At 61.8% G+C, this 22,690-nt stretch carries 19 protein-coding genes; 11 read left to right on the top strand and 8 right to left on the bottom strand.

The genetic code is table 11. The annotated features are described in order from the left end of the window. Window positions 1–70 precede the first annotated feature (70 nt). From ACM6IK_RS23355 to ACM6IK_RS23375, 5 genes are all read left to right on the top strand, one after another. Window positions 71–1,090, top strand: coding sequence for a helix-turn-helix transcriptional regulator (locus ACM6IK_RS23355; RefSeq protein WP_414876346.1), 1,020 nt, complete (start codon window positions 71–73; stop codon window positions 1,088–1,090). A gap of 201 nt (window positions 1,091–1,291) precedes the next feature. Continuing rightward, window positions 1,292–3,088 carry an amidohydrolase gene (locus tag ACM6IK_RS23360; protein WP_414876347.1) on the top strand — a complete coding sequence of 599 codons (1,797 nt, stop codon included), beginning with the start codon at window positions 1,292–1,294 and terminating at the stop codon, window positions 3,086–3,088. Window positions 3,089–3,106: 18 nt separating this feature from the next. Beyond that, the gene (locus tag ACM6IK_RS23365; protein WP_414876187.1) at window positions 3,107–4,846 is read left to right on the top strand and encodes an amidohydrolase; all 1,740 of its coding nucleotides are present in this window, start codon (window positions 3,107–3,109) and stop codon (window positions 4,844–4,846) included. Window positions 4,847–4,955: 109 nt separating this feature from the next. After that, the gene (locus tag ACM6IK_RS23370) at window positions 4,956–5,696 is read left to right on the top strand and encodes a TorF family putative porin (protein WP_108217888.1); all 741 of its coding nucleotides are present in this window, start codon (window positions 4,956–4,958) and stop codon (window positions 5,694–5,696) included. Window positions 5,697–5,742: 46 nt separating this feature from the next. Continuing rightward, on the top strand, window positions 5,743–7,131 hold the full coding sequence (locus tag ACM6IK_RS23375) for a purine-cytosine permease family protein (RefSeq protein WP_414876188.1): 1,389 nt from the start codon (window positions 5,743–5,745) through the stop codon (window positions 7,129–7,131). A 135-nt stretch (window positions 7,132–7,266) separates the two neighbouring features. Here ACM6IK_RS23375 and ACM6IK_RS23380 read toward each other — a convergent pair whose 3' ends face one another. The 7 genes from ACM6IK_RS23380 to ACM6IK_RS23410 form a co-directional block, all read right to left on the bottom strand. After that, a complete protein-coding gene (locus ACM6IK_RS23380; protein ID WP_414876189.1) occupies window positions 7,267–7,983 on the bottom strand; it encodes a L,D-transpeptidase family protein in 717 nt (238 codons plus the stop codon). Beyond that, complete coding sequence (locus tag ACM6IK_RS23385) at window positions 7,980–8,738, bottom strand: M15 family metallopeptidase (protein ID WP_414876190.1); 759 nt, start codon at window positions 8,736–8,738, stop codon at window positions 7,980–7,982. Before ACM6IK_RS23385 ends, ACM6IK_RS23380 begins: the two co-directional genes overlap by 4 nt. 33 nt (window positions 8,739–8,771) lie before the next feature. After that, window positions 8,772–9,761, bottom strand: coding sequence for a lipoyl synthase (lipA, locus tag ACM6IK_RS23390; protein WP_414876191.1), 990 nt, complete (start codon window positions 9,759–9,761; stop codon window positions 8,772–8,774). 182 nt (window positions 9,762–9,943) lie between these two features. Continuing rightward, complete coding sequence (glyA, locus tag ACM6IK_RS23395) at window positions 9,944–11,200, bottom strand: serine hydroxymethyltransferase (RefSeq protein ID WP_414876192.1); 1,257 nt, start codon at window positions 11,198–11,200, stop codon at window positions 9,944–9,946. A 30-nt stretch (window positions 11,201–11,230) separates the two neighbouring features. After that, window positions 11,231–11,614: a glycine cleavage system protein GcvH gene (gcvH, locus tag ACM6IK_RS23400; protein ID WP_414876193.1), complete on the bottom strand. Its 384-nt coding sequence runs from the start codon at window positions 11,612–11,614 to the stop codon at window positions 11,231–11,233. Between the two features lie 405 nt (window positions 11,615–12,019). After that, the gene (locus tag ACM6IK_RS23405) at window positions 12,020–13,528 is read right to left on the bottom strand and encodes a sigma-54-dependent transcriptional regulator (RefSeq protein ID WP_414876194.1); all 1,509 of its coding nucleotides are present in this window, start codon (window positions 13,526–13,528) and stop codon (window positions 12,020–12,022) included. Window positions 13,529–13,596: 68 nt separating this feature from the next. Further along, window positions 13,597–14,511, bottom strand: a complete 915-nt coding sequence (locus ACM6IK_RS23410) for a LysR family transcriptional regulator (RefSeq protein ID WP_414876195.1) — start codon at window positions 14,509–14,511, stop codon at window positions 13,597–13,599. A gap of 151 nt (window positions 14,512–14,662) precedes the next feature. Between ACM6IK_RS23410 and speB the strand changes: the two genes are divergently transcribed. From speB to ACM6IK_RS23435, 5 genes are all read left to right on the top strand, one after another. Further along, entirely contained in the window at window positions 14,663–15,664 is a 1,002-nt protein-coding gene (speB, locus tag ACM6IK_RS23415) for an agmatinase (RefSeq protein ID WP_053164389.1), read from the top strand. Window positions 15,665–15,719: 55 nt separating this feature from the next. Then, window positions 15,720–17,231: an aldehyde dehydrogenase family protein gene (locus ACM6IK_RS23420; protein ID WP_414876196.1), complete on the top strand. Its 1,512-nt coding sequence runs from the start codon at window positions 15,720–15,722 to the stop codon at window positions 17,229–17,231. Between the two features lie 264 nt (window positions 17,232–17,495). Next, complete coding sequence (locus ACM6IK_RS23425) at window positions 17,496–19,070, top strand: purine-cytosine permease family protein (RefSeq protein WP_414876197.1); 1,575 nt, start codon at window positions 17,496–17,498, stop codon at window positions 19,068–19,070. 32 nt (window positions 19,071–19,102) lie between these two features. Next, entirely contained in the window at window positions 19,103–20,791 is a 1,689-nt protein-coding gene (gene betA, locus ACM6IK_RS23430; RefSeq protein WP_414876348.1) for a choline dehydrogenase, read from the top strand. A gap of 210 nt (window positions 20,792–21,001) precedes the next feature. Continuing rightward, a complete protein-coding gene (locus tag ACM6IK_RS23435; RefSeq protein ID WP_414876198.1) occupies window positions 21,002–21,460 on the top strand; it encodes a GNAT family N-acetyltransferase in 459 nt (152 codons plus the stop codon). A 1-nt stretch (window position 21,461) separates the two neighbouring features. Here the strand turns inward: ACM6IK_RS23435 and ACM6IK_RS23440 are convergent, their stop codons facing one another. Then, window positions 21,462–21,779 (bottom strand): NIPSNAP family protein, encoded by a 318-nt coding sequence (locus tag ACM6IK_RS23440; RefSeq protein WP_414876199.1) that lies wholly within the window; start codon window positions 21,777–21,779, stop codon window positions 21,462–21,464. Between the two features lie 230 nt (window positions 21,780–22,009). Between ACM6IK_RS23440 and ACM6IK_RS23445 the strand changes: the two genes are divergently transcribed. After that, window positions 22,010–22,672, top strand: coding sequence for an ATPase (locus ACM6IK_RS23445; protein WP_414876200.1), 663 nt, complete (start codon window positions 22,010–22,012; stop codon window positions 22,670–22,672). The last annotated feature ends 18 nt before the right edge of the window (window positions 22,673–22,690 follow it).

The following is a 22,690-nucleotide window of genomic DNA, read 5'->3' on the forward strand; positions in this document are numbered from 1 at the left end:
AACTGGACGCCATTCCCGGCCCTATGGCATCGTCGAAACAACAGACCATGCAGTGAACGGGATCGCCATGATGGAGGAGGGAAAGAAAGTCGACGATACGTCGCTGACCACGCTGAAGGCGTTCAATCATTGCGTATTGCACCTTGGCCGGCTGGCGCGGGAGAGCGGGGCGTCGCGGTTCATCGCCGATGGCCTGCGGGCATTCGGTCCCCTGGTGCCCTTCGCGTCTGCCTGGTGGGGCGAGATGTCGACGCCAGGTCCTGATGTGCCCCCCCAGAGCTGGATGCATGGCAGCATCAATCTCCCCGAATCCTTTGCCGCCGAGTGGCATCCGGTGGCGGCCAACGATCAGTTCTCCCATGCCACGCTGACCCGCCCCGGCGAGGTGGTGCGCGACAAGGGTTTCAACGACCCGTGCGAGGCGGTCAACGATTTTGCCCGGCGCTACGATCTCTACCACTTGATGAGCATCACCTACGAGCTGCCCGAAAGCGGCCTGATGTTTTTCGTCTGTCTCTACCGTGGCCTGGATGAGCAGGCGTTCGAGGAGAACGAAGCCGAGCTGTTTTCGGCGTTTTGCGATCACCTGTTCCAGCTGTGGCGGTTCCAGGTGCAAGACATGATTCGCTTCGATAGTGAAAACGGCGCGAGTGATTCTGGCGTGGCGCGCATGGACGGCAGCCTGCTGTATGTAGGTGCCAGGTTGTGCGCCGCCATTCAACGCGAACTGCCCGGCTGGAGCGGTTCAATGCTGCCGGACGAGGTGATCGTGCAGCTGCCGAAGGCGCCCTGTGTGATTCGTCTGGGCCGTTGCGCCCTGACCCTCACCCCTAACGCCGAACACGTCATCCTTTCCCTCGATGCGCCATCAGGCGGAGATGGCCTGGCACCACGGGAACGCACGGCGGCGATGCTGTTCGCGGCCGGCCACTCCTACAAGGAGATCGCCAAAATGCTCGCTTTGAGCCCGGCAACCGTGCGTACGTACTTGCGCAATTGCTACTTGCAGCTCGGTGTGAAAAGCAAGGTGGAGCTGGGTTCTGTCCTGCGTTCACCGAATGCTTTGACGGAGTCCGTGCGCCGGGATTAACCACAGCCGTTTCAACTATTTGCCTGACCCCTCCTCATTTGCAGAGGTCCATTCGAACGCTGCGCCCTATAGGGTAGGCCCTGTCTATCAGGGGCTGGCGCAATCGCTTCGGGCCGCTTCAAAACAATAAGAACAGGGGTGAGGCATTTGAGACTTTCCAGGCTTTTTGTCGCCGTTGCGGCGACGACGGCATTTTCCGGCATGGCGTTGGCGGCGACACCCGCCGACACGGTCATGCGCAATGGCTACGTCTACACCGTCGATGGCCAGAATTCCATACAGCAGGCCATTGCCATTTCGGGCGGCAAGATCGTCTATGTCGGCAGCGATGCCGGGGTCGACGGCTACATCGGCAAGCAAACACAACTGATCGACCTGGCCGGGCGCATGCTGATGCCGGGCTTCGTCGATGCGCACATGCACCCGGGGGATGGCGGTCGGGCCATGACCTTGTGCGACCTGAAATACCAGACCCTGACCCGCGCGCAGTTTCAGGCGAGCATCCAGGCCTGCCTCGATGCCGACAAGGACAAGGGGCCGGATGTGTGGCTGGAAGTGGGCAGTTGGGATCGCATCGGCATGACCGGGCTCGATGGCGACGCCGACAAATCGACCCTGGACGCGCTCAATACGAAGCGCCCGATCCAGGTGCGCTCCACCGATTTCCACACCGTGCTGACCAACTCTCGCGGCCTGGAGCTGGCCGGGATCAACAAGAACACCGCCGACCCCGAAGATGGCAAATACCGACGTGACAGCGCCGGCAATCCAAACGGCATCTGTGAAGACGGCGCCGCCGAATCGTTGGCCGCCGTGGTGCCGCCTGCCACCGACGCGGAAAAACTCAATCAGGTTCGCGCAGCCCTCGACGCCATGCGCCAGCAAGGCATCACCAGTTTCTTCGATGCGCTGTCCGGCCCGGAAAACGGTAAGGCCTTCACCAGCCTGCAAAAAACCGGCGAGCTGACCGCCCGGGCCTTGCTGGCGATCAAACTGGACCCGGCCGCCGCTGCCGCCGACCCGGTGAAAACCATCGCCGAGGCCAAGGCCCTGGCCAGCACCTATGACCAGGGCGACATGAACGTCGCACCGGGCGTGAACATGCGTCACGTCAAACTGTTCATGGACGGCATCATCAATGCCCCGGCGGACACCGGCGCCATGTTGACCCCGTACCTGCACAACAGCGGCACCGACCAGGCGCCGAAGTGGACGCCGGGCAAGAACCTGGGCGAACTGTACTTCCCGCCGTCAGTGCTCAATCCATTGTTGCTGCAAGCGGTCAAGGCCGGTCTCGATCCGCACCTGCACGCAACCGGCGAGCGCGCGGTGCGCGATGCACTGGACAGCGTCGCCTATGTGCGCAAGGAACTGCCCGGTACTGATTTCCGCCCGGCCATCGCGCACGCCGAGTCGGTCGACCCTGCCGACTATTCACGTTTCAAGGCACTGGACGTGACCGCGACCATGTCGTTCCAGTGGGCGCAGCAGGCACCGTCCACGGTAGACGGCACCCGTGATCACCTCGGTGCCGCGCGTTTTGCGCGCATGGAACCCTCGGGCAGCATCGCCCATGCCGGCGGCCGAGTAGCGTTTGGCAGCGACTGGCCGGTCGATCCCCTCGATGAGTTCCTGGCGTTGAAAGTCGGTGTCACCCGTTCCGGCGACCCCACCAATCCGCACAGCTATGGCCCCAAGTATGCCGGGCGACTCAACACCGATCCGGCGCTGTCGCGAGCCGAAGCGCTGCGCAGCATCACCCTCAGTTCCGCCGAACAGCTGAAGCTGGACGCGGTGCTGGGTTCGGTCGAAGTCGGCAAGTTCGCTGACCTGATCGTGCTCGACAAGAACTTCATGCAGGTGCCCGAGGAGGAACTGGGCCGCAACGACGTGCTGCTGACGCTGGTCGGCGGCAAGGTCGTGTGGGCCAAGGCGCCGTTCCTTGGGCTGGCGCCGCAGGTTGCTTCCCAAGTCGTCACTTCCCGATCCGCCCAATAAAAACCAGAGAGCGTTCCGATGCGATTCATTCCAAACCTGTTAGCCGCCGCGCTGGCTTTGTCCTCGGTACAAGCGATGGCCGCCGCTGACCTTGTGTTGTTCAACGGCAAGGTCTTTACCGCCGAACCCGGCCAGGCGCTGGTGCAGGCTGTTGCGGTGCAAGACGGCAAGATTCTGAAAGTGGGCAGCGATGCCGAAATCAATGCCCTGGCCGACGCCAAGACCCAACGCATCGACCTGGCCGGCAAGGTGTTGATGCCGGGCATGATCGACACCCACAGCCACCCGGTGGTGGCGGCGTTCGACAGCATGAAGGCCAACCTGCTGGACGAGGTCAAAGCCTTGCCGGAACTGGAGCAATGGTTGATCGACGAGGACAAGGCCGGACGTGCCCGGTCCGGTGATGTGATCAGCGTGGCCGGGGTCAGTTCGGCCTACTGGGAAAAGAGTCGTGAACTGGGCAAGCTGTTCAACCAGGGACGCTGGGCCGATCAGCCCATCGTCTTCAGCGGCATCGACGGCCACACCGGTTGGGCCAACACCGCGATGCTCAAGCGTCTGAAGATCGACGCGGCACTGGTGAAAAGCCTGCCGGAGAAAGAACGCGGCTACATCGGCCATGAAGCAGACTTCACGCCGAACGGCTACTTCGCCGAATCCCGCTGGGACGTGGTGCGCAACGGTATTCCGGCGGCCAGCCCGGAAGCCATGCTCAAGGCTGCTCGCGAGGCGGTGAAGATCAACAATCAATACGGCGTCACGGCCTGGATGGACGCGGCGGCGAACGGCGGCAGTGAAGATTCGCTGTTCGATTTCCATGCCACCGCCGAAAGTGTCGGCGTGCTGCCGCTGTACAAGGAACTGGCGCAGAACGGCGAACTCAGCGCCCACGTCGCCGCGTTGATGGTCACCAACCCGAAGAGCAAACCCGCCGACCTGGAAGTGATCGCCACGGTGATGAAGCAATTCGAGGGCGTGCCTAACCTGACGTTCCCCGGCATCAAGGTGTTTGTCGACGGCATTCTCGAATTCCCGGGGCAGACCGCCGCGGTCATCGTGCCGTTCAAGAACAGCCATAAAAATGGTCAGTTGCTGACCGACCCGGCGCACTTCGGTGAACTGGTGGTGGCGGCGGAAAAGCGTGGCTGGATCGTACACATGCATGCCGTCGGTGACCGCGCGGTGCGTGAAGCGCTCAATGGCGTGGCCTATGCGCGCAAGCTGAGCCCGCCGCCCGTGCCCCACAGCATCGCGCACCTGCAACTGGTCAATCCCAAGGAGTTTCCACGCTTCAAAGAACTGGGCGTGATTGCCTCGATGCAACTGCTGTGGGCCACCGGCGAGTCCTACACCGTCGAACTGGTCAAGCCTTACATCAGCGCCTTTGCCTACGGCTACCAGTATCCCGCGCGGTCCCTGCATAACGCCGGCGCGACGATTGCCGGTGGCAGCGACTGGCCGGTGTCGAGCGCCAATCCGTTCAACGCCATTGCCCAGGCCAGCACGCGCAAAGGGCCATTGGGCGTACTCAATGCCAAGGAAAGCATCGACCGCCAGACCATGTTCTATGCCTACACCCTCAACGCGGCGAAAACCCTGCGCCTGGAGCAGCAGATCGGTTCGCTGGCACCGGGCAAGCAGGCCGACCTGATCATCCTCGACCGTGATGTGTTCAAGGTCAGTGATGACGACCTGTTCGAAACCAAAGTCCTGAACACCTTCTTCGCCGGCAAGCAGGTCTACGCCCCCGCGTCCTGACCTGCGTACACCCGACACACGCAAAAAAACCGCCAGCCCCTCGTAGCGCGAGGGGCCGGGCATCGCCATGCCTGGAATTCACCGTACGCCATAACAACAAGAGAACTGTATGAACGCATTTTCAGCATTGACCCTCGCGACACTGGCATTGATCCCCCTGACCAGCCAGGCCCTGACCCTCAACGATGATTTCAGCCTGGACATGACCCTGGGCGTCGTCAGCGACTACCGTACCCGGGGCATCTCGCAAACCCAGGGCGATCCGGCGGTGCAGGGCGGCGCGACGCTGCTGCACAGCAGCGGCCTGTACATCGGCGCCTGGACCTCCAACGTCGATTTCGGCGGTGGTTTCGACACCCGCCAGGAGCGTGAGTACTACGCCGGTTACTACTGGCAGGCGACCGACGCAATCAGCCTCGATCTGGGCTACATCAAGTACGACTACCCGAAGAACTCCGAATTCAACCTCAGCGAGGTCTACGCCGTCCTCGACCTGTACGGCGTGAAGCTGGGTGCCTATTACTCCAAGGACACGCCGAACTTCTTCGGCGAGGACCAGGACACCCTTTACACCTACCTGGGCTACAAAATCGACTTGCCGGCCGAAGTCGGCCTGGACTTGCGCTTTGGGCGCAACGATGTGAATGACCCCGCGTTCTGGTCCGCCAATGGCGATAGTCGTGAGTCTTACTACGAGTGGGAAGCCAAGCTGACCCGCGACTTTGTCGGCGTCACCTGGGGGCTGAGCTATGTCGACACCGACTTGTCGAAAAGCGAGTGCAGCAGTTGGTACGGCTATGACGACCTCTGCTCGGCGACGGTTGTAGCCAGCGCAACCAAAGCTTTTTGAATTTCGTCCCTGACAACAAAAACAGTTCCTCAAAGGAAACACCGTCATGAGTGCGCAACGCAGTCCCCTGATCGAGACCCGCTCGATCGATTTCATTCCCGAGGCTGAGCGCCACGGCAGTCTCTACAGCCAGTTCACCCTGTGGCTTGGCGCCAACCTGCAGATCACCGCCATCGTCACCGGCGCCCTGGCCGTGGTGCTCGGTGGCGATGTGTTCTGGTCACTGATCGGCTTGCTGATCGGGCAAGTGCTGGGCGGTGCCGTGGTGGCGCTGCACGCGGCGCAAGGGCCGAAGCTAGGCTTACCGCAGATGATCTCCAGCCGAGTGCAGTTCGGGGTGTATGGCGCGGCGATTCCGATTGTCCTGGTGTGCCTGATGTACCTGGGTTTCAGCGCCACCGGCGCGGTGTTGTCGGGGCAGGCGATCGCGCAATTGATCAGTGTCAGCGACAGCACCGGCATCCTGATTTTCGCCGCGTGCATCGCGTTCCTGACGATCTTCGGGTATCGGGTGATTCACCTGGTCGGGCGGGTGGCCAGCGTGCTGGGCATCATCGCCTTCGCGTACCTGTTCACCCGGTTGATGACCCTCAACGACATCGGCCTGCTGCTCGACAATCGTCATTTTGGCTGGAGCACCTTCCTGCTGGCGGTGTCGCTCTCGGCGTCCTGGCAGATCGCTTTCGGCCCCTACGTGGCGGACTACTCGCGCTACCTGCCGAGCAAGACTTCGTCGTGGAAAACCTTCGCCGCTGTCGGCCTCGGCACGGTGCTGGGAGCGCAGACTTCGATGGTGCTGGGGGTGTTCGCCGCCGCACTGGCCGGGGCCAATTTCCGTGGGCACGAAGTGGCGACCATTGTCGGCCTGGGCAGCACCGGGGTGATCGCGTCCTTGCTGTACCTGAGCATTGTCTTCGGCAAGGTCACGGTATCCACCCTCAACGCCTACGGCAGTTTCATGTGCATCGCCACCATCATCAGTGGCTTTCGTCGTCGCCTGGAAATCACCGCCCGCCAGCGCATGCTGTTCGTGCTGCTGATCGTCGCGGCGTCCACCACGCTGGCATTGCTGGGGCAGTACTCGTTCCTCAACTCGTTCAAGTACTTCATCCTGTTTTTGCTGACGTTCTTCACCCCGTGGAGCGCGATCAACCTGGTGGATTACTACTTCATCAACAAGGAGCGTTACGACATTCCTGCGCTGTCCGACCCGAACGGGCGCTATGGTCGCTGGAACGTGCTGGGGGTCAGCGTGTACGTGATCGGCGTGTTGATCCAGTTGCCCTTTGTCGATACCCATTTCTACTCCGGGCCGATGGTTGCGCAACTGGGCGGGGTGGATATTTCCTGGATCGTCGGGCTGTTGGTGCCGGGGGTTATCTATTACGCGCTGGCCAAGCCGTCGATGAGTGCGGTGGTGGTTGAGCGGGGTTAATACCCGTATTTGTGGCGAGGGGGCTTGTCGGAACGCCGCATCGCCCCGTTGGACTGCGCAGCAGGCCCATCTTTTAGGGCCGCTTCGCGCCCCAACGGGGGCAAGCCCCCTCGCCACAGGTTCAGCGTTTACCAGTTAGCGCTTCGGCAGTTTCCAGCGCTCACGCAACCGCTCGTACTGCGCTTGCGGCAGTTGCACCAGCACCGGGGATTTGCCCGGGTCCAGCCAGTCGAGCAACCGCGCAATGTTCGCCGGGTCCATGGCCGTACAGCCACGGGTTGGCGCCGTGGGGCTGCGCCAGATGTGGAAGAAAATGCATGACCCGGCAGCGGGCGTGGCCGGGGTGTTGTGCTGGATGACGATGCCTTGGCGGTACAGCTCATCCGAGCGGCGCATCCGTTCGGAGCTGCTCCAGCCTTTTTCCACGACCGCTGCGTCGACCAGTTCGTTGTAACGCGTGGACTGGCTGTCATCCACGCATTCGATGGTTGGCGTCAACGGGAGATAAGGCAGGCGGGTTTCGGCCGAAGGCTCGTAGCCAAACGCTGTGCCCAGCTTGAACATTCCAGCCGGCGCCTTGCCGTCGCCTTCCTGTTTGACCGGCCCTTCAGGCTGCCCGATATCGAGCAGCCCCTTGCCCCAGCCCAAGCCGTTCTTGCCGAGCACCACTGCGAAGGGCGCTTCGAATTTCTGGAAGGTCTGCCCGCGCCGTTCATAGCGCTGGGCAGTACCCTGGATGTCATCCCAGCTTTTACTGGTGACCACGATCAGTTGGTCGCTGCCATCGAGTCCCTGGGCCATTGCGGCCAGCGGAAAAAACGCTACCAACAGGGTTTTGAGCGGAATGTTCATGGTGCAAGCGGCGTGATGGGGAAGTCCATGACGTCCGGCTTCTGCGGATTCCCGCTGTACGTGAAGTGCCACCACTCGGCCGAATAACCCACAAAACCTTCCTTGGCCATGGCACTGGTCAGGCGCTGGCGATTGGCTTTGGCCGTGGCGTTGATCAGTGCCGAGTCGGTGTGCGCCCGCTCATCGAAGCAATCGAAACCGGTGCCCATGTCGAGCGCGCCGTCGTGCCAGCGCTCGCCATAAGGCGCCGTGCAATCCACTGGCGTGACCGAAGGCGTCCAGGTATCGGCAGGCAGGGCATCGGGGCCGGTCAGGGTCAGGTCGACGGTGTTGCCCCGGGAGTGATTGGACACCCGGGCCACATAACCCAGGCGCCAGAAGTTTTGCTTGTCGACCCGTGGATAGAATTCGGTCTTGAGCGGGTCGCCGGGTTCGCTGGCGAAGCGGCCCATGTCCGCCACCGCGCGGGTCGGGCGATAGCAGTCGAATACTTTCAAGCCGTAGCCTTCGGCTTGCAGTGCGCTTTGCACTCGGGCCAATGCCTTTGCAGCGTCCTGCGACAGCAGACACTCTGCCGCCTGGTAGCCGTCGAGCGGGTGCCCGGTGAAATTGTGCGCGCTGGCGTAGCGGATGTCCTGCTCGATACCCGGGGCGACACTGTGCACATACACCATGTGCCCGGGTTTCGGCTCGTCGGCCATGCACGGCGTTGCAAGGCTCAGGCACAGCAACAACAGGCAGGGTGAACGCGACATCGGGAACGGCTCCATGCATGACCAGTCATTCCATCATGGCTTGAAACCGTCCGTACCTCCATGAAGTTGTTGATCGGCGTGATAGGACGACCGCACCAGCGGCCCGGACGCCACGTTCTTGAAACCCATGCGTGTACCTTCCTCGGCGAACCAGGCAAAGGTGTCCGGGTGCACGAAGCGCTGCACCGGCAAGTGGTTGCGCGAGGGTTGCAGGTATTGGCCGAGGGTCAGCATGTCGATCTCGTGCTCGCGCATGCGCTGCATGACCTCGATGACTTCCTCGTCGGTTTCGCCCAGGCCCAGCATCAGGCCGGACTTGGTCGGCACATGCGGCACCGATTGCTTGAATTTCTGCAGCAGGTCCAGCGACCACTCGAAGTCCGACCCCGGCCGCGCGGCCTTGTACAGGCGCGGTACGGTTTCCAGGTTGTGGTTGAACACATCCGGTGGCTCGTTGGCGGTGATCGCCAGGGCCACGTCCATGCGGCCACGATAATCCGGCACCAGGGTTTCCAGTTGCACACCGGGCGACAGCTTGCGGATTTCCCGCAGGCAATCGACGAAGTGTTGGGCGCCGCCGTCGCGCAAATCGTCGCGGTCCACCGAGGTGATCACCACGTACTTCAGGCGCAGTTCGGCGATGGCCACGGCCAGGTTCATTGGCTCGTTGGTGTCCAGTGGTTTGGGGCGGCCATGGCCGACATCGCAGAACGGGCAGCGCCGGGTGCAGATGTCGCCCATGATCATGAAGGTCGCGGTGCCACCGGAGAAACATTCACCGAGGTTCGGGCACGAGGCTTCTTCGCAGACACTGTGCAGCTTGTGCTTGCGCAGCAGTTGCTTGATGCGGTCGACCTCGGGAGAGATCGGCATGCGCACGCGAATCCAGTCGGGTTTGCGCGGGAATTCATCCGTGGGAATGATCTTCACCGGAATCCGCGCGACCTTTTCCGCACCGCGCAGTTTGGTGCCGACCTCCACTTTGGCCGGGCTCTTGCCGGTTGATTCGACAATGGCATTCATGATGCTTTCCTTGTGCAGCAGGGTACTGAACCTGTGGGAGACCCCTGTGGGAGCGAGCTTGCTCGCGATGGCGGACTTACATTCAACATCAATGCTGGATGTACTGGCCTCATCGTCGGAACGCCGCCCGGAGCAAGCTCGCTCCCACAGGGTTTTCCCCACAGGGTTTTTGTTGTGTGTGCTCAGTCGCGGTAAACCGGGAAGTCGGCGCACAGGGCGGCCGCCTGGCGCGCGACATTGGCCTCGATATCGGCATCGCCGAGGTGATCGAGGATGTCGCAAATCCATCCAGCCAGGGCAATGCTCTGCGCTTCCTTGAAGCCACGGCTGGTGATCGCCGGCGTACCGATGCGCAAGCCCGAGGTCACGAACGGCGATTGCGGATCGTTGGGCACGGCGTTCTTGTTCACGGTGATGCCGGCACGCCCGAGAGCGGCGTCGGCGTCCTTGCCGGTCAGGCCCTGGCGGATCAGGCTGACCAGAAACAGGTGGTTGTCGGTGCCGCCGGACACCACGTCGTAACCGCGTTCGATAAATACCTGCGCCATGGCCTGGGCGTTGCGGATCACTTGCGCCTGATAGGTCTTGAACGCCGGCTCCAGCGCTTCCTTGAAGCACACGGCCTTGGCGGCGATCACGTGCATCAGCGGGCCACCCTGACCGCCGGGGAATACCGCGGCATTGAGCTTCTTCTCCAGCTCCGGGTTGGCCTTGGCCAGAATCAGACCACCACGCGGACCGCGCAGGGTCTTGTGCGTGGTGGTGGTGACCACGTCGGCGTAGGGCAGCGGGTTCGGGTACAGACCGGTCGCCACCAGGCCGGCGACGTGGGCCATGTCGACGAACAGCAGCGCACCGACCTTGTCGGCGATCTGGCGGAAGCGCGGGAAGTCCAGGGTCTTCGAATAGGCCGAGAATCCGGCGATGATCATCTTCGGCTGGTGCTCGACGGCCAGGCGCTCGACTTCGTCGTAATCGATCAGGCCGGTGTTGGTGTCGATGCCGTACTGCACGGCGTTGTACAGCTTGCCCGAGGACGACACTTTAGCGCCGTGGGTCAGGTGACCGCCGTGGGCCAGGCTCATGCCGAGGATGGTGTCGCCGGCTTGCAGCAGGGCCAGGTAAACCGCCGCGTTGGCCTGGCTGCCGGAGTGCGGCTGGACGTTGGCATAATCGGCACCGAACAGTTGTTTGGCGCGGTCGATGGCCAGTTGCTCGACCACATCGACGTGCTCGCAGCCGCCGTAGTAACGCTTGCCCGGATACCCTTCGGCGTACTTGTTGGTCAGGCCGCTGCCTTGTGCCTCCATCACCCGCTGGCTGGTGTAGTTTTCCGAGGCGATCAGTTCGATGTGGTGTTCCTGCCGCGCATCCTCGGCGTTCATCGCCGCCAGCAGTTCGTCGTCATAGCCTTTGATCTGGTCGTGCTTGCTGAACATGGTGTGGTCCTTGTGTGGAAGGTTTGGGCTTCAAGCGTCGGCGTGTTCTGCGGTCAGGCGTTCGTAGGCGTCTTGATCCAGCAGATCGCTCAACGCCAAGGCATCGACCGGTTTGAAGCGAAAGAACCAGCCTTCGCCCAATGGGTCTTCGTTGACCAGTTCCGGGGTGCTCTCCAGTGTCGTGTTGATCTCGACCACTTCACCGTCCAGCGGCATGCCGATACTGCTGGCGGCTTTCACCGATTCCAGTACCGACACTTCAGCGCTTGCGTCGAAAGTGCCCAATTCAGGTACCTGAACAAACACCACATCCCCCAGCGCCTGCTGGGCAAACTCGGTGATGCCGACGGTGACCAGGCCGTTGCTCTCAAGGCGCAACCATTCGTGATCGACGGTAAAACGCAATTCGCTCATATCAACTCCTTATTGTTTTTAGGCTCGTGGCGGGGCGACGAGCTGGGTTGCAGGAGTGATAGCAAGGGCGGTGCCAAGGTTTATTAGTTGTTTTAAATCAATGGTTTGGCGTGATTATGTGAAGTGCGAGAGATTTCATCCGTATTGAAATCAGTACAGACAAGCAGGGCTGTGGGCGCAGACGCCGTAAATGCGGGATGGGAAAGGTTTTGTCTTGATTTCGCTACGCTGTATCGATTTGCAGACAAAGAATTCAGCAACAACACTGATCCCCTGTGGGAGCGAGCTTGCTCGCGATTGCGGTGTGACAGGCAAAATTGATATCGACTGACACGGCCTCATCGCGAGCAAGCTCGCTCCCACAGGGGAATGTGTTGTCGGTGAAAATGTGTTCCGACAGATAGCTCAGGTCTTGCTGGGAATCCCATACTTGCGCAAGCGAATCGCAATCGCGCTATGGGAAGTCTGCAACCGCGCCGCCAGCAACCGGCTGGACGGATAGCTGCGATACAGCTGTTCCAGCAGGTTCTTCTCAAAGTCGCCAACCGCCTCTTCCAGGCTGCCGACTTCGCCGTCGTTTTGCCGCTCTACCGCCGTGCGCGCAATGTCCAGGTCATCGATGTCCACCAGCGGGTTTTCGCAAATCGCCGCCGCGCGAAAGATCACGTTTTGCAGTTGCCGCACGTTGCCCGGCCAGCGGTTGCCGAGCAGGGCGCTGAAGGTGCTCGGTGCCAAACGACACGCCGGTCGCTGGATCTGCGCACAGGCCTGCTGCATGAAGTGATTGGCCATCAGCAGGATGTCGTGACCGCGCTCGCGCAGCGGCGGCACTTGCAGGTTGAGCACGTTGAGACGGTAGAACAGGTCTTCGCGAAAACGCCCTTCGGCGACCATTTTTTCCAGGTCACGGTGGGTGGCGCTGAGCACCCGCACATTGACCCGCACTTCCTTGTCGCCACCGACCCGGCGGAAACAGCCATCGCTCAAAAAACGCAGCAACTTGGCTTGCAGATAGGGCGACATTTCCCCCACTTCATCGAGGAATACCGTGCCCTGATCGGCCAGTTCCAGCAGGCCGAGCTTGCCGCCCCGTTGCGCGCCGGTGAAGGCGCCGGGGGCGTAGCCGAACAGCTCGCTTTCGGCGAGGCTCTCCGGCAGTGCCGCGCAGTTCAGGGCGAGAAACGGCGCATCGTGCCGGGGGCTGATGGCATGGCAGGCGCGGGCCACCAGCTCCTTGCCGGTGCCGGTTTCACCCTGGATCAACAGCGGCGCATCGAGGGCGGCCACCCGTTGGGCGCGGGCCTTGAGCGCACGGATCGGTGGCGATTCGCCGAGCAGCGCATCGAAGCCTTCGGCATGGTCATGGTGCAGCGCCGACAGACGCTCGCCAATGCGATTGGGTTGATACAGGGTGAGCAGGGCGCCGGCGTCGGTGATCGGCATCGCGTCGAGCAGCAGCGTCTGGCCGCCGAGGCTGACCTCGTGCATCGGCAGGCGGAAATGCTGAGCGATCAGGGTGCGCTGCAAATCGGCATCGTCGAACAGCGTGGTCAGCGACTCACCAGCCGGTTCGCGGCCGCAGAGGGCGATCAGCGCCGGGTTGGCCAGCAACACATGGCCGCGATCATCCACCGCCAGCACCGGATCGGAACTGGCGGCCAGCAAGGCGTCCAGTTGCAGGCGCCGCCGTTGCCCCGGAAGGATGTCGACCAGGGTCACGGCCTGCACGCCGTGCACACCGAAAAGCGCCTCGCGCAACTCTTCCAGCACTTCGGCACCGAGGGTCGGCGCATCGATGTAGACGTTCGGCGGCACCATCTCCACTGCGTCCAGGTTGAAACTGCGACCACCGAGCAGGGCCAGCACTTCCTGGGTGATGCCGACGCGGTCGATGAAAGTGACGTGGATGCGCATGACGGACCTGCAAGGTTGGCGAACCGAATCAGTATGCCCGGCAAAATTTGAATTTGGCGAGTGTCGCATCACGGCTTGCCGGTTTTACGGGTGCTGGCGGCCAGGTCTTCAAGGAACGCTTGCAGGATCGGTGGCGGTGCCGTACCACGCCGGGTGATCACATCGAACGGCGATTTCAAACGCAAACTCCCCGGGGCCAACTGGTGCATCTCGCCGCTCTTGACCCACTGGGCGGCGAAGTGCTCCGGCAGAAAACCCAGGTAGGCGCCGGAAATGATCAGGATCGCCGTGGCTTCGATGTTGTCCACGGTGGCGGCCGCCTTGCTCACGCCCAGGTGTTCGAGGTCGTATTGCTGCATGTAGCCGCGCACGACGATGCGCCCGGCAGCGACCTCTTCGAGCAGCTCCTCACCTTCGGCGTGGCTGCCATACAACGGGTGACGCCGCCCGCAATACAAGCCCAGGGCTTCCTGGTACAGCGGCGATTGCAGCAACCCCGGCACATGGATCGGGAAGTGCCCGATGGCCAGGTGCAGGCGACCGTCGAGCACCCGTTCTTCAAGTTCCGCCGGGGTGCCGACGTACACGTTCAGGTGCACGTCATGCCCCCGCGAAACGAAGCGCTGGGTAGTGCGCGGGATCGGCGAATCGGGGTCGGTGATCGTGGTGTCGATGATCCCCAGGTTGAGCTTGCCGCTGATGTGCTGCTTGAGCACGTCGGCGTCCATGCAGAAATTTTCCACCGCCGACAGCAGGCGCTGGGTGGCTTCATGGATGGCCACCCCTTGTTCGGTCAGGCGGAAGCCACTGCGCCCGCGCTGGCAGAGTTTGACCCCCAGGCGGGTTTCAAGGTGGGTCATCTGTTCGCTGATGGTCGATTGCCCGGCATTGAGCGCTGCCTGTGCGGCCGAAAAACCGCCGCAGCGGACAATCGTGGCAAACACCCTGAGCAGTTTCAGGTCGACATCGTGCAGCTGGATCATCTTGAACCTCCGGCCTGTGGATGCATCGGGAATGCCGATATGAGTATCTGATGTTTAGCATTTTTTCCACGAAAACCTGCGCCCATAGTCTTTCCAACGGCGGTCGCCTTGCAGTCCGTCAAGCCGATAACAAGAAGTGGAGAGGCTAGAAATGTCGAACAACGGTTATGAATCCGGTCGCCTGAACCTGCCATTCGTGGGTCATTGCACCTTTGGCAAATCCCCGGTGTGCACCGATTGGGATGCCCTGGATGCCGACGTCGCGGTGCTCGGCGTGCCCAACGACATGGGCACCCAGTGGCGCTCCGGTGCACGCTTCGGGCCACGCGGGATTCGCGAAGCATCGACGCTGTTTTCCTTCGGCCACGCCGGCGCCTACGACCACGAAGATGACGTGATGTACCTCACCGCATCGGACGTGCGCATGGTCGACGTCGGTGATGCCGACATCGTCCACACCGACATGGTCACCAGCAACAAGAACACCGAATACGCCGTGCGCAAGATCCTCGATGCCGGCGTGATGCCGGTGGTGCTCGGCGGCGACCACTCGGTACACGCGCCAGTGATCAAGGCCTTCGAAGGCCGCGGTCCGATCCACATCATTCACTTCGATGCGCACCTGGATTTCGTCGACGAACGCCACGGCGTGCGCTACGGCCACGGCAACCCGCTGCGCCGCGCCTCGGAAATGAACCACATCGTCGGCATGACCCAGATGGGCATTCGCAACGTGTCGTCGTCCAACCGCGACGATTACGAAGCGGCCCACGAAGCCGGCTCGAAAATCCTCTCGGTGCGTGACGTGCGTCGCCTTGGCGTCGAGGGTGTGCTGGCGCTGATCCCGCAGAACATCAACTACTACATCACCATCGACATCGACGGTTTCGACCCGTCCATCGCCCCCGGCACCGGCACCCCGAGCCACGGCGGCTTCCTCTACTACGAAGTGCTGGAAATCATCCAGGCCCTGGCCAAGCGCAGCAAAGGCAATATCGTCGGCATGGACCTGGTGGAGGTTGCACCGGTCTACGACCCGACCGGCATGACCTCGATCCTCGCCGCGCAACTGCTGCTCAACAGCATCGGTTTCATCTTCCACGAGCGAGGCAAGGTGCGGGCCGCCGCCGAGAGCGAATCGACTCCAGCCTGATCATCGAAACCACAAAAGCCCGGCAGGTTCTGACTGCCGGGCAGAGAGAACAAAAATGGACACGATCGTCAAAAGTTACCTGCAAAAATTCGGCGTCAGCGAAGCCACCCAGACCTTCCTCAGCAAGGTCCAGAAAATGTTCATCGGCGGCGCCTGGGTCGAAGCCAGCGACGGCCAGACCTCCGATGTTATAGAACCCTCGACCGAAGGCCTGATCACCCGCATTCCCATGGGCACTACCGATGACCTGGACCGCGCCGTGCAAGCTGCACGCGCCCAGTTCGACGGCGGCGCCTGGCGCCAGGCCAAACCGGCCGAGCGCGAGCGCATGATGCAACGCCTGGCCGACCTGATCGAGCAGAACGCCGCGGAGCTGGCGGAAATCGAATCGATCGACATGGGCAAATCGGTTGCCTTCGCCAAGGACGTGGACATCCAGGGCACCGTCGATACCCTGCGTTACTTCGCCGGCTGGGCCACCAAGCTGCACGGCCGTACCGTCGAACCTTCGCTGCCGGGCAATTACCTGGCCTATACCCGCAAGGAAGCGGTCGGCGTGGTCGGCGCCATCGTGCCGTGGAACTTCCCGCTGCAAACCATGGCCTGGAAGCTTGGCGCGGCGCTGGCGACCGGTTGCACCGTGGTGGTCAAGCCCGCCGAACTGACTTCGTTGTCGGCCCTGCGTTTTGCTGAACTGGTGCAGGAAGCGGGCATCCCCGACGGCGTGATCAACATCGTTACCGGGCGTGGCAGCGTGGTCGGTGCGGCCATGGCCACCCACCCCGGTATCGACAAACTGACCTTCACCGGCTCGACCCCGGTCGGCCAGACTGTCGGTCGTGCAGCGCTGGATGACATGAAGCGCCTGACCCTCGAACTCGGTGGTAAATCACCGGTCATCGTCTGCGCCGACGCCGACATCCCGGCCGCCGCCCAAGCGGTCGCCAATGGGGTGTTTTTCAACTCCGGGCAGGTATGCGACGCCGGTACACGGGCCTATATTCATAGCAGCGTCTACGACGAATTCCTGCGTGAGCTGATCGCCTACACACGCACCCTGAAAATGGCCCCGGGCCTGGACCCGGACTGCTTCATCGGCCCGCTGGTTTCGGCCCTGCAAAAGCAGCGTGTGACCGAATACATCGAGACCGGCAAGGCCGAAGGCGCCGAGCTGGTCTACGGCGGCCAACCGATCGATGGCCCTGGCTTCTTCGTTGAGCCGACCATCTTCGCCAATTGCCGCAACGATATGCGTATTGTCCAGGAAGAGATCTTCGGCCCGGTGCTGGTCACCGCATCGTTCGACGACGAGGAAGAGGCGCTGGCCCTGGCCAATGACTCGCCCTACGGTTTGGCGGCGGCACTGTATTCCAACGACCTGGGCAAGGTGCACAGTCTGATTCCACGCTTGAAAGCAGGCTCGGTCTATGTCAACGCCCACGGCACCCTCGATCCGTCGATGCCGTTCGGTGGCTACAAGCAGTCCGGGTTCGGCAAGGACCTGGGCGCCGAGCAGCTCGATTACCTGCTCGAAACCAAGGCGGTGTGGATCACGCTGCCGGGCTGATGCTGATGCTGATGCTGATCAGATAAGACAAGGAACAATGCAATCCCTGTGGGAGCGAGCTTGCTCGCGATGACGGTTGCACATTCAACATCTGTGTTGCCAGACCTACCGCTATCGCGAGCAAGCTCGCTCCCACAGGTTTTGCATCAAGGTTGAAAGCAATTGCACCTTTGAATTCGGGAACGGCATGGAGGCCCCCCGGGAGTCGTTCACCCGAAAGAACGCGGTTATCTCGTCATGATCTTCCAACAATAAGAGTCCATCATGAACACTAACGCCAAGTCCGCCACGAGCGTGTCCAGCCTCGACGAAAAATCCGTCGTCGAGGGGCACTCGATTGACTTCATACCCGAGAGCGAGCGCACCGACAAACTGTCGAGCCAGGGCCCGTTCTGGTTCCTCGGCAATTTCACCTTCTTCACCATGACCATCGGCTTCGTTGGCCCAAGCGTCGGCCTGACCGCGCTCTGGACCACGCTGGCCGGTACGCTGGGCATCATGTTCGGCACGCTGTTCATGGCGTTTCACGGCTCCCAGGGCCCGCACCTTGGCCTGCCGCAGATGATCCAGTCCCGCGCGCAGTTCGGCTATCGCGGGGTGATTTTGGTACTGCTCGCCACGCTGTTCGTATTCGCCGGCTTCAACATCGTCAACCTGGTGCTGATGATGCAGGGGCTGCACACGCTGTTCGGGTTCAACCCCGCGGTAATCGCGGTGGCGGTGACCATCCCGGCGGCGGTGCTGGCGATACTTGGTCATGACTGGATGCACCGCAGCTTCAAATGGGCGTTGTACCTGTCGTTGCCGCTGTATGGCCTGGTGACCTTGGCGGTGGTGATGGGCTGGGTGCCGGATGCAGTACTGCCGGCACTCGCGGAAGGCGAAGTGGCCCGGGAGCCGCTGGGTTTCAACTGGACCGGTTTCATCGCGCAGTTTGCAGCGGCCGCCAGCTACAACATCGCCTATGCGCCTTATGTGTCGGACTACTCGCGCTACCTGCCGAAAAACACCTCCAGCGGCAAGCTGATTGCCGTGGTGTTCCTCGGGGCGTCGCTGTCCGGTGCGTGGATGATTTCCGTGGGTGGCTGGCTGGCCGATCACCTGCACTCCACTGACGTGCTGGTGGCCCTGGGGCAAGTCGGCAACACCGTGTCGCCGCTGGTGGGCACGGCGGTGGTGGTGGTCACCATCCTGGCGTTCCTGCCGGTGATCGCGATGAACATCTACAGCGCCAAGCTGACCACGCTGACCTGCGTCGACTCGATCAAGCACATCGAACCAACCCGCAGGGCACGCATCCTGGCCATCGGCTTCGTGATCCTGCTGCAACTGGGCGTGGCCCTGAGCATCCAGAGTTCGGGCAAAGGCCTGTCGGTGCTGGGGATCTACCTGGTGGTGATGCTGTACTTCCTGGTGCCCTGGACCTCGGTCAACCTCACTGACTACTTCTTCGTGCGCAAGGGCCGCTACGCCATCCCGCACTTCTTCATGCCCCACGGCAACATCTACGGCAGCTGGGGACTGCGCGGTATCGCCGCCTATGCCATCGGTTTTGTCTCGATGATCCCGTTCTTCTACATCTTCGACGGCGTTGAACAGCGCGAAGTGTATGTCGGCCCGCTCGCCAAGGCGCTGGGTAGCATCGACATCGCCTGGCTGGTCGGGTTGATCGTATCGGGCGTGGCGTACTACTGGCTGAGCCGCTCGATTGATCTGAAACGCGAAGAAGCGGTGATCCAGCAGATCGAGAAAAACTCCCCGCAATACACCACCGGCGACACGCTGACGCACAAACAGCAGCCACTGCGGGTATTCACTGAATCGACGGTCGGGAGATAACTATGACCACGCAAAGAATGACCACGCAAAAAATGGCTACGCAAAAATACGACTACATCATCATTGGCGCAGGCTCGGCAGGTTGTGTGTTGGCCAACCGCCTGAGCGAAGACCCGGCCACCTCGGTGCTGGTCCTGGAGTTCGGCGGCAGCGACAAGAGCGTCGTGATCCAGATGCCGAGCGCATTCTCGATCCCGATGAACACCAAGAAGTACAACTGGCGCTACGAAACCGAGCCGGAGACCCACCTCAACGGCCGACGCATTCACTGCCCACGGGGCAAGGTGCTGGGCGGTTCGTCTTCGATCAACGGCCTGGTGTACATCCGTGGCCACGCGCTGGACTTCGACGAGTGGGAATCCCTGGGTGCCGAAGGCTGGGGCTATCGCAACTGCCTGCCGTACTTCAAGCGTGCCGAGAGCTACGAGTCGGGCGGCGACAGCTATCGCGGGCAGACCGGGCCGCTGCACACCACCAACGGCAACCACATGAAAAACCCGCTGTACGGTGCCTGGGTCGAAGCCGGCGCGGAGGCGGGCTACATCAAGACCGAAGACTGCAATGGCTACATGCAGGAAGGTTTCGGTGCCATGCACATGACCGTGAAGAACGGCGTGCGCTGCTCCACGGCCAACGCCTATCTGCGTCCGGCCATGGGCCGTCCGAACCTGACGGTGATCACCCATGCGATGACCCGCCAGATCATTCTTGAAGGTAAGCGTGCGGTGGGGGTCATGTATGACCACGGTGGCCAGACTCACCAGGTGTATTGCAACCGCGAAGTGCTGATCTCGTCCGGCCCGATCGGTTCGCCGCACCTGCTGCAACGCTCGGGCATCGGCCCGGCGGACGTGCTGCGCAAGGCCGGGATCGGCGTGCGTCATGACCTGCCGGGCGTCGGGGAGAACCTGCAGGATCACGCCGAGGTGTACATCCAGTTCGGCTGCAAGGAGCCGGTGACCCTCAACAGCAAGATGGACCCGCTGAGCAAGCTGATGATCGGTCTGCGCTGGCTGCTGTTCAAGGACGGCCTGGGCGCCACCAACCATTTCGAGGCCGGTGGTTTCATCCGCTCCGAGAAGGGCTTGCGCTGGCCGGACATCCAGTTCCACTTTCTGCCGGCGGCGATGCGCTACGACGGCAACAAGCCGATCAAGGGCCACGGCTTCATGGTGCTCACCGGGCCGAACAAGCCGAAAAGCCGTGGTTATGTGCGGGTGCGCTCGGCCGACCCCTACGAGCATCCGGAAATCCGCTTCAACTACCTGGAGCGGGAAGAGGACCGCGAAGGTTTCCGCCGCTGCATTCGCCTGACCCGCGAGATCATCGGCCAGAAAGCCATGGACCGCTTCCGCGACGGCGAAATCGCCCCGGGCGCGCAGGTGACCAGCGATGAAGACCTCGACGCCTTCGTGCGCGACAACCTGGAAAGCACCTACCATCCATGCGGTTCGTGCCGCATGGGCGAGGACGACATGGCGGTGGTCGATTCCGAGTTGCGTGTGCGCGGTATCGCCGGTCTGCGGGTGATCGATTCGTCGGTGTTCCCGACCGAGCCGAACGGCAACCTCAATGCGCCGACCATCATGCTCGCCGAGCGCGCCTCGGATCTGGTGCGTGGGATGCAGATGCTGCCGTCAGCGAATGTGCCGGTGGGGCTGGTGGAGGGCTGGGAGAGCAGCCAGCGGACCTCCTTGCCAGGGCGTAACGTGCGGGTCTGACCGCTCCCGCAATCCAATGTGGAAATCTTATGTGGGAGCGAGCTTGCTCGCGATGACGGTGGATCAGTCGACATTAATGCTGACTGACACGCCGCCATCGCGAGCAAGCTCGCTCCCACAGTAGATCTCGGTGCTTTCAGAATTTTTTACGTCGCTGGTCCTTCGCCATTGCTAGTCTGTAATTCCTTGAGACCGCAATGGAGCACCCTCATGGCTATTCAGGCCCTGCGCGCCGACGCATCGCACATCGATCAGATCACCCCTTTGTTTGACGCCTACCGGATGTTCTACCAGCAGCCGTCGAACCTTGCGCAATCGCGCGCCTTCATCGCCGAGCGACTCGCCCGGGATGAATCGGTGATTTTTCTTGCCCGTGACAGCGACGGTGAAAACCTCGGCTTCGTCCAACTGTTCCCGACTTTCTCCTCGATCAATGCCCATCGCACCTGGCTGCTCGGTGATCTGTTCACCACGCCCGCCGCCCGGGGCAAAGGGGTCGGTAAGTTGCTGATGAACACCGCCCGGGATTTTGCGAAGCTGGCCGGCGGCAAAGGCATGACCCTGGAAACCGCCACCGACAACTTCACTGCGCAACGCCTGTATGAATCCCAGGGCTGGGTGCGCGACACTGGCTACTACACCTATTGCCTGGATCTGAAAAAAGACTGACTCAGCGATCCTGCTCGCCAAACACCGGCCGCATGAACGAACGCTCGTAGCTGAGGATGAATTTCCGCTCTTCGGCGTACTTGAATGCAGCGATGCACTCCGGATCGTTCATCGACTGCTGCCGGTAATGTTCGTACGCCGCCAGGCTCGGAAAGGTGAACAGCGCCAGGGCGATGTTGTTGGCGCCTTCCGAAGGTAAGAAGTAGCCGTGGTGCTGGCCGCCGAATTTTTCCACCAGGGGCATCCACAGCTTGCCGTAGTGCTCGAATGCGTCGAGCTGGTAGGGGTCGAGTACGTATTTGAGGTAGCAGGTCACCATTGTTTCGTTCCTTGATCAGGTTTGGAGTGCAGGCGCCACTGTAATCAACCGTGGGCGCCCGGCACAGGCGCTTGTTCGACATTGACCGGTAAGTTTACGCCAGAGGCATGCACTGGCGCCCCCGCACTATCGGTTCAGTCAATAGTCACCATCAGGAATCGCAAGTTCTGTTTTTTGCGCAAAGGCGGAAAATCGCCTGCATTGAAGACGCTGCTCAAGGAACCTGCGCGATGAGAATCTTGACCCGACTGGCTGTGATTGCCCTGTTGCTGGGCAGTGTTGCATCCACCGCATCGGCCTATGCCGAGGACGCACGCGCCTGCCATCTGCCGCCCATCACCGGGAGCCAGGGCGGATTGCAATACGGGCAGACGGTGGGGGTGCTCTACAGCGAGAACACCGTGGAAAACCTGCAATACCTTGAGCAATACCACTCGGTGGCCGTGAATGGCGCGAAAAACGCACTGGATGCGCGGATTCGCCGGGCGTTCGTCAACAGCTCCGATCCGGACCTGGCCATCGACTGGCTGATGACTTCGTTGCACCACACCTTTGTGTCGGTAACGGTCTACGACAACCTCGATGCCCTGGTGCAGGCCCATCCGGATGTAGTGGTGATGCTCGACACCCACAACCAGTTGCTGACCCAGCGTAACGATCGGGTCGAGGCGCGTTTCGCCGCGCGGTTCTACGACGCCAGCCTGCAGTACATCGGCAAGGCCGAAGGCGCGGTGGAAAAACAACTGCCGTCGGTGTGGGTACATGACAAGACCGCCCCCGAGATCGCCGCGCAAATCGATCAGCAACGCGACCTGCAACTGACCGCGCTGAAACAGTTCGATGCGTCGTTGAAGGCGCTGGTAACCGCCGGATTGACCGCAGCAACCCATTAATTAGCCCTGCGTCCATTG

This window comes from Pseudomonas sp. IT-196MI5 (assembly GCF_949767415.1).
GTDB lineage: Bacteria > Pseudomonadota > Gammaproteobacteria > Pseudomonadales > Pseudomonadaceae > Aquipseudomonas.